The following is a 14,158-nucleotide window of genomic DNA, read 5'->3' on the forward strand; positions in this document are numbered from 1 at the left end:
ATTTCTAACCATATAAAGGTTAGAAGCGGTTAGAAAAAAGTTATAAAAGTCAAAATATGTATATAAAACAATAATATAAAAGGTTAGAACTTCTAACCAAAATTAGAGGTTAGAACTAACCATAATCTAACCATTTTCTAACCTTTCTAAAATTGTAATTAATCTTTATAAATCATATATTTGAATACTGTTTTATAATTTCCTAACTTTTCTAACCTCTTTTTTTTCTCACCTGAAATTTTCAAAAACATAAAAATCACATTAAAAAAGCCTTTTTCAAACTTTGATTAATTTTCATGGGATATTTACTTAAATCTGATATGTTTTAATACTTCAAAGGATTCAAATAATTTTTTTATTTTGTTGGTGGGCTATGCAAAGAGTGTATTTTAATAATTTATTACGGAAACAGATTTCCAAAACTCAATATGAAAAAGTAGTGATATATCGCTATATGGATGATGAAATATATTTAGATATGTTTTGTGAAGGGAAGATCAGACTCTCTACATTAGAAACATGTAGAAATTATGAAAATCAAGAAAAAGGAGATATTCAAGAAGGTCAAGAAACTTATTCTATAACTCACATGACAGATAATGATCCAAATTGGCGTTATAAAGCGAAAAAAGCAGGTTTATCAATTGGAGAATTTTCTGGATATTGTACATTTACAAATTGTTCAAGTACGAAGAAGTTACCAGATGGTTTTCTACTATGTACAACCGCAAGAAGAGATGATGATAAATTTTCCAAAGACTTTGGAAGATTCTGTGTCAAAATAAAAGATGCGGATTTATTTTATCGACTTATCACTGACGAGATCCGTAAACAATGTGATTTGTACTGTGGATCGCATAAAAAAGTAATTTATCGGGATCAAAATTATAAAGATGATGAATTACCACCTGGTAAGATTGGTTTTGTTAAAAGACAGAAATATTCTTGGCAAGAAGAATATAGGTTTCTATGGTTGCCTAAAAATTTTGGACATTGTGAAATAATAGATATAAATATACCTGCTATAAAAGACTTGTGTGAAAGAGTGGTTTGAGCTTTTAAGATCTGATGTAATTGTGGTCTAAAAATTTGTTTAATAGATATTAAAACTTATAAAAAACCTCATTTTGAGGTTTTTTATATTGGATTTTTTGCACCTTATTTGCACTTTGTTATTTTTGTTATTAAATAAATTATTGAAAATTATTGTTTAATTTAAAGTGTTATCCCGTCCATCATCGGGGCGACACTGATTCTTGGATTACTAATGTTTTTAAGGTTTTTACTAATAGTCATTTAAAATCATGCCTTTAAATCTAGTATTTGAATCTGCGTAAACGCATGGTAACACCGATGAATGTGGGTTTTGCTGTTTGCATTTACACCATAATCCAAGAAAAGGTTTGTGGTGTAAATTATGGGTTCAGTTACAGCTAGAAAAGGTGCTGATGGTAGTTTGAGTTACCGCGTAGCTATCCGAGTCAATCGAAAAGGATATCCAGTCTATTCTGAAAGCAAAACCTTCCATTCAAAGAAAATGGCGGAAAACTGGATTAAGAAAAGAGAAGTTGAAAATCCAGATATTCTATTAGGCAAAGAACAACTCATTGACCTAACCTTGGCAGATGCCATTGATAAATATTTAGAAGAGGTTAGGAGCGAGTACGGAAGGACGAAACGCTATTCTCTACTCTTAATTAAGAAATTTCCGATAGCGCGCAATATTATCACAAAAAAAAATCAGTACATTTGGCTGATCACGTCGCATTAAGAAAAGCTGGGATTCCTCACTTGGATTTAGACCCACTTGCAACAAGTACCCAGCAACATGAGCTGCTTCATTTCTTGGCTCATGCCTCTGTGATGTGGGATATAGATATTGATTTATATAGTTTTGATAAAGCTACCGCACAACTGAGAAAAACATGTCAAATTGGAAAGTTCATGATTTGAAAAATCCTAATGGCTCGAAAGGAAACCACAAGACATTTGATGTCTTAGAACCCTGCAAAACGATGATTGAACGTTTAATAGATCATGAGGTTCGTAGCAGAATGCTTAAGTTAGGCCACAATGAAAATTTACTTTTACCTTTGAATCCTAAGAGTTTAGGCAAAGAGTTTCGTGAGGCTTGTAATATGTTAGGGATCGAGGATTTGCATTTTCACGATTTAAGGCATGAAGGATGTACTAGACTTACAGAACAAAGCTTTACGATTCCTGAAATACAAAAAGTAAGTTTGCATGATTCTTGGAGCAGTTTGCAGCGTTATGTTTTCGTAAAGGCTAGAAGGAACATTATGCAGTTGGAAGAGGTGCTACGCCTCATTGATGAAACGTAACAAAGTCTTTGGAAGCTTGTGAATACTGTTTATTTAAAACATCAGCAAAGTCATTAAGGTACACCAGAAATGGTGCACGCTTACTTTTATCTATTTTGAACACAGAGAAAGGGAACTCACAGTTGTTTGCCTTTTTCAATGCTTCAGCATTACTTAAATGAGGATAATAGTCGTTGACTGAGGTCAAAAGCGTAAGTGAGGGGAATGGTGTTATAAAATATTTTTACAATTTAAAATACTGATAAATAAGATATTTTTTATAAATAATTATACGCTGTAACTTTTTGCATCGGATTTTATTGTCATTTGAAAATTAAAATTATTAACGAATGAGAATAATTCTTGTTGACTTTTTTAATTTTTAAGGTAAATTTCACATAATTTTTAATGTATGTATTAAAGCGTAGTTTTTTAAATTTAGCTCTATTCATGCTTAAAGTAGACAATATAGATTAATTCATAAATTTAAAATTAGGGTTTTTATGGGTATTAATAGAAATAAGTTATTACTAAGTTATTTGGACGGTGATGAAACTAAGGTGTTCACATTTTATGGATGGGTTCTTGGCCTTTCGATACTCCTGCTATTTATGAATTATGGTGTTTACACGAAGAGTAATATAGGTACCTTTTTTGATGCAACATTTGCTGTATTAAACTTTATTTTTATCTTTTTAATTTTTAAGAAAGTTTTCAATCTTAGAAATAAATTATCTGAATTTAATCAAGAAGTAAAATTTGAGAAGCAAAGTTTTATTGGAAAAATAATAGGTTATTTATTTATTTTATTTATTTTTTTATTGGGTGTCTTTCTCGTTTTTTATTTTGGTAATAAATCAGCTTATGTCTATACAGTATATTCGTTAGGACTAAGCTTTATGATTATATCAATATTTTTGTATTATTTTTCAATAACTAAGAAATCTTAGTTTATAAGTTAACGAATATTTGAGAGTAAAAGTTATGAGAGAGTTATCAATTCAAGAGCTTGAATTAGTATCGGGTGGTGATGTTAAAGGAGATCTTATTCAAGGAGGAGCTGCTGGTACTGGTGCTGTTATTGGTGCAAAAGTTGGAGAGGTTGGAGGGAAAATTGGTGGAGCAGCTGCAGGAGGGGCAATAGGAGGAGCCGTTGGGGGACCACCTGGAGCTGCTCTTGGTGTAGTTGTTGGTGGAAAAGTTGGTGGTAGTGCTGGAAAAGTGGTTGGTGGTGTGGTTGGTGGTGCAATAGGTAATGCTATTGGTGGTGCCACTGGGAAAGATGATAAATCAGGAAATAATTATTGTAATGACGGTACTAATTACGGGAAAGGTGGGCCCAAAGATGGGGGAAATTACTAGTCGAACTTATCAATAGAAAACAAATTTTTTTTAATGTATTAAGCTTTTTCATGTTAGGTAGTTATGTTGTTAGATTTTGATATTAATAAAGAAACTTTCAAAAAAGATTTCATGTACAGAGAACCTTATCTTTTTAAAAATGCCGTAAATTCAGATGGTTTTACATGGAATAATCTTAATGAATTATATAGTCGAGGTGATATCTCACATCGTGACTTTAAACTGATGAATGGGTATGAAGTCGATAAGGATGAATATGTCGAGGCGTATGACAATTTGGGTGCGACAGAATATAGATGCATCAAATCAATCTTATATGAGTATTTAAGGAATGGAGCTACGCTCGTTTACAATCGGATTAAGAATGAACCATTTGTAGATCATATTAGTAAACAGATAGCTAACTTTGCAGAAGCTCATACGATTACAAGTGGTTATGCAGCTTTTAGTTCAAAATCCTCTTATAAAAGTCATTGGGATACAAGAGATGTTTATGCTGTTCAATTACTCGGCAAAAAACGTTGGATTTTAAAAAAACCTAATTTTGATTTGCCACTGTACATGCAGCAAACAAAATATTTTCCAAATATTCAAGAGCCTGAAGAGGTTTATATGGATGTGACGCTAGAAGCTGGTGACATTTTGTATATTCCACGGAGGGTGTAAATAATTCTGTGTAAATACAGTTTTAAAAATACTTGGTTACACGCTCTTCAAACATGATACTAAAGCGATTCATGGCAGCTTTCCAATTCTGAATAGGCATCGTCCATTTTTTGCTTGCTGCCATAATTGCTAAATATACCACCTTTTTCACGGAATCATCAGTTGGGAAGATTTTTCTTTTCTTGGTTGCATGGCGGATAACGCTGTTCAATGATTCAATCGCATTCGTCGTGTAAATCGCTTTGCGAATATCCATAGAATAAGCGAAAAACGTGTTTAGATTCGACCAGTTGGCAAGCCATGACTTGCTGATTTGAGGATACTTCTCATCCCATTTTTGTCCAAATTCATCTAAAGCCTGTAAGGCTGCGTCTTCTGTAACAGCTTGATATATCTTTTTTAAATCGGCTGTGACAGCTTTGTAGTCTTTCCAACTCACATATTTAAGGTTGTTGCGTACCATGTGGATGATACACAACTGAATATGCGTATCAGGGTAAATTGTATTGATTGCATCAGGAAAGCCCTTCAGTCCATCTACGCAGGCAATCAGAATATCCTTTAACCCACGATTTTTCAGTTCTGTAAGGACTGAGAGCCAAAATTTAGAACCTTCGTTTTCTGACATCCACATACCTAATAAGTCTTTCTGTCCGTCTGTATTGACACCTAATGCCAGATACACCGCTTTGTTAATAATCGTACTATCTTGACGCACTTTCACGACGATACAATCCATATAGACAATAGGATAAAGGGCATCCAATGGTCGATTTTGCCATTCTATTACTTGTTCTTTAACTGCATCCGTCACTTTGGAAATAAGCGTTGGGGAGACGTCCGCATCGTACATTTCCTTGAATGTGGCAACGATATCTCGTGTCGTCATGCCTTTGGCGTATAGGGATAGGATTTGGCTATCCATTTGTGTGATACGGGTTTGACTCTTCTTGATCAGCTGGGGCTCAAAAGTGCCATCACGATCTCTAGGCGTGTCTAGTTCAAATTCACCATCATCAGTAAATAGCCGTTTGGTTGTATAGCCATTACGTGTATTTTTGCCTATACGAGGACTATTCTTCTCATAGCCTAAATGTTCAGTCAGTTCAGCATTGAGTGCAGTTTCAACGGTGAGTTTCTTTAAAGCTTTACTGAAATTATTCAGGTCAGCTTCTGTTTTTAAGTTCTTAGCAAATTCTTTTGCCAATGCCAGCATTGCTTCATCTTTCATGGTAAACACCTGTGTTGCCCCCCAACAGCGTTGAGGGATAGTTTAAGCGTTTACACAGTTTTATTTACAGTCTCATTCCACGTGGTTGGTGGCATGATCCTTTGCCTTTAGATGGTGAAACTTTTCATTTAGCAGTAGCTTCTTTTGCTCCAACTGGTTTTGAATATGTTCAATGGCTTGAGCAAATTGCACCAAATATTTTAGCTTGTAGACAAAACTTTACTAATTTCGTTTGTGATAAAGAAATGATTGTTAATATTAGTCATGAGATTGCCGAAATTTTAAAAGATAAAGATTATTATGAAAGCTTTATGATGCATCAATTGGGACATCATCATGTTCCATCTATGTTTTCATTAGACATCTTAGGTAATGGTAAAGTTGATAAATTACAGATGGGTCAAAAGATTCGTTTGAATGTTAATTTGCTTTATTTCTTTGATAAAGGATTTGTCATCATTAATGGTAATAAAGTTAATGTTGATGAGTTGAGTTTAAAGCTTATTCAGCATTTATATGAAAATCCATATTCTTCTGTTGATCAAGTTTCAAGAGAGTTTGCAGATCATCCTGTAGAAAAAATTAACAGCCTTCTTTTTCAGCTTGCGATACAGGATGTTATTGAGCTTGTGAATATAGAATTCTAAATGAATAATCATCTATTTCGTAAAGAAGCTTTTGATGCAAAACAAACTAGATGGACTGGAAATATTATTCTTTCACGTCCATTTAGTTTTACTTTTTTTACATATTTTTCTTTATGTATCACATTAGTGATCATCACTTTCACCATCTGGGGGAGCTACACCAAACGAAGCACAGTTAAAGGACAGTTAACACCTTTATCTGGTTTGATACAGGTGTACGCTACTCAACAGGGTACTATAATGAAGAAAAATATCTATGAAGGTCAAAAAGTTCAAAAGGGTGACATTCTGTATGTTATTTCTACAACAAATTATACAGAGCATGGTGATATTGCCGCAGCTTTAGCAAAACAAACACAACTAAAGGAGCAATCTCTTCGAAATGAAATTATGCGATTACACCTTATTCATCAAAATGAAAAACAAACTGTTTTGAATCAAATAAGTTTATTAAATGAAAGCTTAATAAGAGTAAATAATTTACTCCTTAATCAAAGAAATCGTGTGAACTTAGCTAAAAATAACCAAAAACGTTATGAAATAGCTTTACAGCAAAATGCAGCATCTCATGAGGAGGTTGAAGCTAAGAAAATTGAATATTTTGATCAAGTTTCTCAGTATGAATCTTTACAAAGAGACAAAGTAACTTTAGAAAAACAGTTTAATGAACAGAAAATAGTTTTAGATGGTTTACAGAATAAGCAAAGTAATGAGGTAGAGCAATACGAACGTCTTCTATCTAGTAATGCTCAAGAACTTATTGAAATGCAAGCTCAACAGAGCCTAGCAGTTCAAGCGAATGCAGACGGAATCGTAAGCACTATCAATGCAGAGGTTGGAGAATTTGTTGATTTAACAAAACCTTTATTAACAATATTGCCGGAAAATACATCTCTTATTGCTCAGTTATATGTACCTAGCCGAGCAATAGGGTTTGTAAAAGAAGGAGATCAAGTTCTATTGCGTTATCAAGCGTATCCTTATCAAAAATTTGGACATGCTAAAGCACATGTTTTGTCTATTTCCAAAACAGCTTCAGCTGGACAAGATATGAAAACAATAGGTGTCATCTCGCCACAAGAACAAATGAATAATGAACCAGTGTATTTAGTACGAGCAAAGCTAGATAAACAAGTCGTAAAAGCATATGGAAAAGATATGCCATTACAAGCAGGTATGACCCTTGATGGCGATATTATGCATGAAACACGAAAGCTATATGAATGGGTATTAGAACCATTATTTAGTATTACAGGAAAATTTTAATTTATGCGTCATCTTGAATATCTATCTTTAGGGGTAGGTAGAAAAACTCCTGTTATTTTACAAACAGAATCTTCCGAATGTGGACTCGCCTGCTTGGCAATAGTAGCAGGTTATTATGGATATGATTCTGATTTATTAACTTTAAGACAAAGATATTCTATATCTCAAAAAGGAGCGACACTAGCAATCTTAATTAAAATTGCTAACAAACTACATTTAACAACACGTCCGCTTAAGCTAGAACTAAATGAGTTAAATAAACTTCGATTACCTTGTATTTTGCACTGGGAACTTAATCATTTTGTTGTGCTAAAAAAAGTGTCGGCAACAAAAATTACTATTATTGATCCTGCATTTGGTGAGAGAGTCTTAAGTTACAAACAGGCGTCTTTAAGCTTCACAGGCATTGCTTTAGAACTGTGGCCTGATTCTGATTTCGAAGAAAAGAAAGATAAAACAAGTATTCAGATTTTCAAATTATTTGGTGAAATTAGAGGATTATGGAAATCTCTAAGCCAAATTCTTATTTTAGCATTGGCTTTAGAAGCCTTTTCACTAATAAGCCCATTCTTTATGCAATGGGTAATAGATCATGCCATGAGGGTGTAAATAATTCTGTGTAAATACAGTTTTAAAAATACTTGGTTACACGCTCTTCAAACATGATACTAAAGCGATTCATGGCAGCTTTCCAATTCTGAATAGGCATCGTCCATTTTTTGCTTGCTGCCATAATTGCTAAATATACCACCTTTTTCACGGAATCATCAGTTGGGAAGATTTTTCTTTTCTTGGTTGCATGGCGGATAACGCTGTTCAATGATTCAATCGCATTCGTCGTGTAAATCGCTTTGCGAATATCCATAGAATAAGCGAAAAACGTGTTTAGATTCGACCAGTTGGCAAGCCATGACTTGCTGATTTGAGGATACTTCTCATCCCATTTTTGTCCAAATTCATCTAAAGCCTGTAAGGCTGCGTCTTCTGTAACAGCTTGATATATCTTTTTTAAATCGGCTGTGACAGCTTTGTAGTCTTTCCAACTCACATATTTAAGGTTGTTGCGTACCATGTGGATGATACACAACTGAATATGCGTATCAGGGTAAATTGTATTGATTGCATCAGGAAAGCCCTTCAGTCCATCTACGCAGGCAATCAGAATATCCTTTAACCCACGATTTTTCAGTTCTGTAAGGACTGAGAGCCAAAATTTAGAACCTTCGTTTTCTGACATCCACATACCTAATAAGTCTTTCTGTCCGTCTGTATTGACACCTAATGCCAGATACACCGCTTTGTTAATAATCGTACTATCTTGACGCACTTTCACGACGATACAATCCATATAGACAATAGGATAAAGGGCATCCAATGGTCGATTTTGCCATTCTATTACTTGTTCTTTAACTGCATCCGTCACTTTGGAAATAAGCGTTGGGGAGACGTCCGCATCGTACATTTCCTTGAATGTGGCAACGATATCTCGTGTCGTCATGCCTTTGGCGTATAGGGATAGGATTTGGCTATCCATTTGTGTGATACGGGTTTGACTCTTCTTGATCAGCTGGGGCTCAAAAGTGCCATCACGATCTCTAGGCGTGTCTAGTTCAAATTCACCATCATCAGTAAATAGCCGTTTGGTTGTATAGCCATTACGTGTATTTTTGCCTATACGAGGACTATTCTTCTCATAGCCTAAATGTTCAGTCAGTTCAGCATTGAGTGCAGTTTCAACGGTGAGTTTCTTTAAAGCTTTACTGAAATTATTCAGGTCAGCTTCTGTTTTTAAGTTCTTAGCAAATTCTTTTGCCAATGCCAGCATTGCTTCATCTTTCATGGTAAACACCTGTGTTGCCCCCCAACAGCGTTGAGGGATAGTTTAAGCGTTTACACAGTTTTATTTACAGTCTCCATGCCATTGTATCCGCGGATTTAAATCTTTTAACAACTTTAGCTATTGGCTTTGGTTTGTTGATGCTACTCAGTAGCATTATTGGTCTTATGCAGTCCTGGATCGTTATGCATATGGCTACAACTCTGAATGTACAGTGGAAAGCTAACATTTTTCATCATCTTGTTAATTTGCCAACCAACTTTTTCCAAAAGCGCCATTTGGGAGATATTATCTCTAGATTTTCATCGATTGATGCAATTCAGAGAACATTAACTACATCATTCTTGACAGCTATTCTTGATGGATTAATGACCGTGTTTACACTGGTTCTAATGTTCTTCTATAGTGCCCAATTGGCTTGGATAGCTGTTATTACAATCTTTTTATATTCCCTTATTCGTTGGGCTTGGTATGCGCCATTAAGGCGTGCGACAGAAGATCAAATCGTATATGCAGCAAAACAGAACACGCATTTTATGGAAACAATGCGTGGTATAAAAACAATTAAACAATTTGATAAACAGGAGCTTAGACAGGCTACATGGTTAACTTTATTTGTTGATCAAATTAATGCGGGCTTAGTATCTCAAAAGCTACAATTAATGTTTGGGTTTGTTAACACTCTACTATTTGGATTACAGAATATAATTATTCTTTGGTTAGGAGCAAGTTTGGTTATTGAAGGTGAATTCACTGTCGGCATTTTAATGGCATTTATAGCCTATAAGAGTCAGTTTGGTAGTAGGATCAGTTCTTTAATTGATAAATATGTTGAAGTTAAAATGCTAAGTCTGCACGGAGAACGACTGGCAGATATCGTTTTGACAGATCAAGATCAAGCCGATGATTATTTATTTGATCCAGAAACATGTGATCAAGAAATTAGTACAGAAATCGAAGTTAATTCATTGAAATTTAGATATTCAGAAGAAGAGCCTTGGATCATTCACCATGTCAACCTAATTATACCAGCTGGGCAGTCTGTTGCTATTGTAGGAGCTACAGGTTGTGGAAAAACAACCTTGATGAATCTATTTTTAGGCAATTTGAAGTTGGAATATGGTGATATAAAAATAGGCGGGAAAAGTATCAAAAACTTTGGGAAGAGTAACTTAAAACACTTAACCGCTTCAGTCGCTCAAGATGATGTTCTGTTTGCTGGATCAATTATTGAAAATATTAGCTTTTTTGATCATAGTATTAATCAAGAGTGGGTAGAGCAGTGTGCAAAAATGGCTGCTATACATGATGAAATCATAGCTATGCCGATGGGTTATCAGACTTTGGTTGGAGATATGGGGAGTATCCTGTCAGGTGGACAGAAACAGAGAGTTTTATTAGCCAGAGCATTGTATAGAAAACCTAAAATTTTATTTTTAGATGAAGCTACGAGCCATTTAGATGTTTTGAAAGAACAAGAAATTAATTCAATGATTAAATCACTGAACATGACGAGAGTTATTATTGCTCATCGTCCAGAAACAATTGCATCTGTTGATAGAATTGTAGCTATTAAGGGTGGCCGCGTCGTAGAGGATCAGATGATGGAATCCTTGGTATTAGAAGAAATCTAAATAGCCTAAATCTAGGCTCATTTGAAGGAAGATACTGTCTATGATTTCTTTGCTCAATCACTGAGTTTGTAGATCATGAACGCAGTGCAATGAGTACCGATCATCGTCTGGACTCTGCAAGGTTTGGTGCAGGGCTTAAACAACGAGGTCTTGAACAGGCGCTTAGAATGGTAGCTTAAATTAGCCTAAGCGGAATGAGAACAACCTTATTTTAGCTGCATCTTTGGATGTGGCTATTCAAATGGTTTGGTTCGGCGTCATTAAAAATCATACCTTTGTTTCAATGTTAAATAGCCGACAGGATTGCAATCAAGCAAAGGGAATACATGGCACATTTGTAGGCTGAATATTGAATACAATACATTGGACTGGAGAAGAGATCGAAAACTGAAGCCTATATTTGATCTTGCTGAATGATCAAATCGGCAATTTGCGCGCAATATTAGCATAAAACTAAAAGTAGTACATTTGCTTATGAATCATGTCTAAACTCCTTGAAAGGTGTGTGGGCTTTTTCCAACGCTTTATTCAATTTCAACAATAAATTCTTCTGAATAATCAGAATCTTGTGTGATTCAAAGACAGTTGTATTCTCTAAAAGACCCGATGAAAAGTGATATTGGTCACACATTTGATTTGTGCTGAATTAAAGTGTTCTTTGATTTAAGATATTGATTTATATATAAAGTTTGGTTTTAATTATTTTTGGTTACAACCATTTTGTCGACAAACCTTTATCTGTTTTGCCATATTTCGCTTGCACAATTTATCAAAGGGATTTGTCTATGGTGACATTTTTATTCTTTGGTTTGATTATTACGATCTTACTTACACCAGGTCCAACGAATACATTATTGGCTTCATCAGGAATCCAAGTAGGTATCAAACGCTCACTTAAATTAATCCCATCGGAGGTACTCGGTTATTTTATTGCAATTACTGCATGGGGGTTTTTACTTGAGTCCGTTTCTCACTATATGCCTTGGTTACCACCTCTCATAAAGTTGTTTAGCGCCGCTTTTATCATTTATTTAGCAATTAAACTATGGATAACTTCTACCAAAAAGATGGATTTAAACCAGCCATTAATTACCTCAAAGGCTTTATTTGTCGCAACTTTACTTAACCCTAAAGCTGTGTTGTTTGCTTCAGCTATTTTCCCGCATACGGTTTGGTTGAACCTCCATCAATATATAATTCATATGGGAACTTTTTTAGCACTGATTACACCAATCGCATTTTTATGGATTGCTTTTGGATCAGTCTTAATTTCAAACAAAATTACTTGGTTGAATCAGCGTAATTTACAACGTAGTGCATCATGTATTTTAACTGTCTTTGCTATGCCTTTGGCTTTTTCTGCAATTACATCATTTTAATTTTATTTATTTGTGTATTTTAAATCTGTAGAACTGGAGTTTCTAATGAAAAATATAAAAATCAAAGTTAAGAATCAATTTGACTCTGAAAAGATCGTTATTGCTAAAATTAAAGAATTAAATGATCGAGAAGTTCCTATGTTCAAATATATAGAGCAAATTGAAGTGGACGGCGATATTCTTTTACCTAACATTGATTTGCTTTTTGAAAACCCAAAAGATGGCTGCATTTATCGCTACGTAGACATCGTTGAATCAATTTAAATGGGTAATGAGCAACTGTATTCGTAATCCGTAAAATGGCGTGATCATATCGAATAAGTAATAGTGATATAGAGAAAACCACAACTTTATTGTTGTGGTTTCTTTTTTTAAGCGATTAATTTTATTTGATATATTGTTTTTGATTCAGAGCTTATGCTGTTTAGAAAGGAAAAAAGAGCGAGATGTATATTGAGTATATATGCTAATTCGTATATAAAGATATAAGCATATATAAACTAGAGTTCATTCAAATGACAACTTCATTAGACGTGAAGATTTTTCACAACCCAGCTTGTGGAACTTCAAGAAATACCTTGGCTTTAATCCGCAATACAGGGATTGAACCGACTGTGATTGAGTATCTAGTGACACCACCCACCCGTGAGGAACTGATTCAGCTCATTCATGATGCTGGTTTAACAGTTAGGGAAGCGATCCGTAAAAATGTCGATCCATATCGTGATTTGGCACTGGAGCGTGAGGATTGGACGGATGAACAACTCATCAATTTTATGCTTGAACATCCGATTTTGATCAACCGTCCTTTTGTTGTGACTGATTTGGGTACTCGCCTTAGCCGCCCTTCTGAAATCGTGTTAGATATTTTGCCATTGCCGCAAAAGGGTGCTTTCACTAAAGAAGATGGTGAACAAGTGATCGGTGAAAATGGACAACGGATAAATTAAAAAATTTAGTTCAGATATGTGATTATCTGCATATTCAAATAAACAAATAAGGTGTGAATATGGATCAAGTTAATTTTTTTAAATGCTTATCAGATGAAACCCGTCTCAATATCGTCACTTTAGTTGTAGAGAATAAAGAGTTATGTGTTTGTGATCTCACTGAAAAGTTACAACTCAGTCAACCCAAGATTTCAAGACATCTCGCTTTATTGCGTTCATCTGGATTATTACAAGACAGACGCCAAAGCCAATGGGTTTATTACAGCATAAATCCGCAATTACCGAATTGGTGCCATGACATTTTAAATGTATTGACCACACAGCAACCCAGTAATATCCCACCATTAGCAGCTCTAACAACACAGAGCTATTGCGAGTAAAACATCATGAAATTTCTTTTTTTGTGCACTGGAAATAGTTGTCGCAGTATTTTATCAGAAGTCCTTTTCAATGATCGTGCACCAGCGGGTTGGAAGGCATATAGCGCAGGCAGTAAGCCGTCTGGACAAGTCCATCCATTAACGATTGAAACCTTACAAGCTTTAAACCTTTCTACTGAGGGATTGTGGAGCAAAACCATTGATGACTGTGAACAGTACCAAGCTGATGTGGTGATTACGGTGTGTGATTCGGCGGCACAAGAAGCATGTCCGCTTTATCTTGGTGGCGCGATCAAAGCACATTGGGGTTTAACTGATCCTTCGCATTTAGAACTGCCTAAAGAGGAAAAGCTCAAAGCTTTCCAAGTCACTGTCGATCATATCAATCGTCGTCTTGATGCTTTGTTTGCACTCGATGCTGCCAATATGACGCGTCCAGAAATGATTGCAGCAATCAATCAAATCTCACATATCGATTAATTGGG

The 14,158-nt window shown here is 34.9% G+C and carries 11 protein-coding genes and 5 pseudogenes; 13 read left to right on the top strand and 3 right to left on the bottom strand.

The window, feature by feature from the left end; translation table 11 throughout:
• The first annotated feature begins 373 nt into the window (after positions 1 to 373).
• Complete coding sequence (locus F991_RS13375) at positions 374 to 1,054, top strand: hypothetical protein (protein WP_004672437.1); 681 nt, start codon at positions 374 to 376, stop codon at positions 1,052 to 1,054.
• A gap of 363 nt (positions 1,055 to 1,417) precedes the next feature.
• Positions 1,418 to 2,342 (top strand): annotated as a pseudogene (locus F991_RS13380) (tyrosine-type recombinase/integrase).
• Here the strand turns inward: F991_RS13380 and F991_RS17275 are convergent.
• On the bottom strand, positions 2,326 to 2,556 hold the full coding sequence (locus tag F991_RS17275; RefSeq protein ID WP_081398965.1) for a pyocin activator PrtN family protein: 231 nt from the start codon (positions 2,554 to 2,556) through the stop codon (positions 2,326 to 2,328). The pseudogene F991_RS13380 and the gene F991_RS17275 overlap by 17 nt on opposite strands.
• Positions 2,557 to 3,305: 749 nt before the next feature.
• Here F991_RS17275 and F991_RS13390 point away from each other — a divergent pair.
• Positions 3,306 to 3,683, top strand: coding sequence for a hypothetical protein (locus F991_RS13390; RefSeq protein WP_004672443.1), 378 nt, complete (start codon positions 3,306 to 3,308; stop codon positions 3,681 to 3,683).
• A gap of 63 nt (positions 3,684 to 3,746) precedes the next feature.
• Positions 3,747 to 4,340, top strand: a pseudogene (locus F991_RS13395) (JmjC domain-containing protein); the annotation flags it as partial.
• A gap of 31 nt (positions 4,341 to 4,371) precedes the next feature.
• Here the strand turns inward: F991_RS13395 and F991_RS13400 are convergent.
• Positions 4,372 to 5,580, bottom strand: a complete 1,209-nt coding sequence (locus tag F991_RS13400) for an IS256 family transposase (RefSeq protein WP_004672268.1) — start codon at positions 5,578 to 5,580, stop codon at positions 4,372 to 4,374.
• A 74-nt stretch (positions 5,581 to 5,654) separates the two neighbouring features.
• On the opposite strand from F991_RS13400, the pseudogene F991_RS13405 reads away from it, so the two are divergent.
• From F991_RS13405 to F991_RS13415, 3 genes and pseudogenes are all read left to right on the top strand, one after another.
• Positions 5,655 to 6,227, top strand: a pseudogene (locus tag F991_RS13405) (cupin domain-containing protein); the annotation flags it as partial.
• The gene (locus F991_RS13410) at positions 6,228 to 7,493 is read left to right on the top strand and encodes an HlyD family secretion protein (protein ID WP_004672446.1); all 1,266 of its coding nucleotides are present in this window, start codon (positions 6,228 to 6,230) and stop codon (positions 7,491 to 7,493) included.
• 3 nt (positions 7,494 to 7,496) lie between these two features.
• Positions 7,497 to 8,093 (top strand): annotated as a pseudogene (locus F991_RS13415) (cysteine peptidase family C39 domain-containing protein); the annotation flags it as partial.
• 31 nt (positions 8,094 to 8,124) lie between these two features.
• Here F991_RS13415 and F991_RS13420 read toward each other — a convergent pair.
• The gene (locus F991_RS13420) at positions 8,125 to 9,333 is read right to left on the bottom strand and encodes an IS256 family transposase (RefSeq protein ID WP_004672268.1); all 1,209 of its coding nucleotides are present in this window, start codon (positions 9,331 to 9,333) and stop codon (positions 8,125 to 8,127) included.
• Positions 9,334 to 9,407: 74 nt separating this feature from the next.
• Here F991_RS13420 and F991_RS13425 point away from each other — a divergent pair.
• The 6 genes and pseudogenes from F991_RS13425 to F991_RS13450 all read left to right on the top strand — a co-directional run.
• Positions 9,408 to 10,964, top strand: a pseudogene (locus F991_RS13425) (peptidase domain-containing ABC transporter); the annotation flags it as partial.
• Between the two features lie 785 nt (positions 10,965 to 11,749).
• Positions 11,750 to 12,343, top strand: coding sequence for a LysE family translocator (locus tag F991_RS13430; RefSeq protein WP_004672449.1), 594 nt, complete (start codon positions 11,750 to 11,752; stop codon positions 12,341 to 12,343).
• 45 nt (positions 12,344 to 12,388) lie between these two features.
• Positions 12,389 to 12,607 (top strand): hypothetical protein, encoded by a 219-nt coding sequence (locus tag F991_RS13435; protein ID WP_004672450.1) that lies wholly within the window; start codon positions 12,389 to 12,391, stop codon positions 12,605 to 12,607.
• A 251-nt stretch (positions 12,608 to 12,858) separates the two neighbouring features.
• Entirely contained in the window at positions 12,859 to 13,293 is a 435-nt protein-coding gene (gene arsC / locus F991_RS13440) for an arsenate reductase (glutaredoxin) (protein ID WP_004672452.1), read from the top strand.
• Positions 13,294 to 13,352: 59 nt separating this feature from the next.
• Positions 13,353 to 13,673: a metalloregulator ArsR/SmtB family transcription factor gene (locus F991_RS13445; RefSeq protein WP_004672454.1), complete on the top strand. Its 321-nt coding sequence runs from the start codon at positions 13,353 to 13,355 to the stop codon at positions 13,671 to 13,673.
• A 6-nt stretch (positions 13,674 to 13,679) separates the two neighbouring features.
• Positions 13,680 to 14,153, top strand: a complete 474-nt coding sequence (locus tag F991_RS13450) for an arsenate reductase ArsC (protein WP_004672456.1) — start codon at positions 13,680 to 13,682, stop codon at positions 14,151 to 14,153.
• Positions 14,154 to 14,158 lie beyond the last annotated feature (5 nt).

Source organism: Acinetobacter sp. CIP-A165, assembly GCF_000367985.1.
In the GTDB taxonomy this organism is placed as follows: Bacteria; Pseudomonadota; Gammaproteobacteria; order Pseudomonadales; family Moraxellaceae; genus Acinetobacter.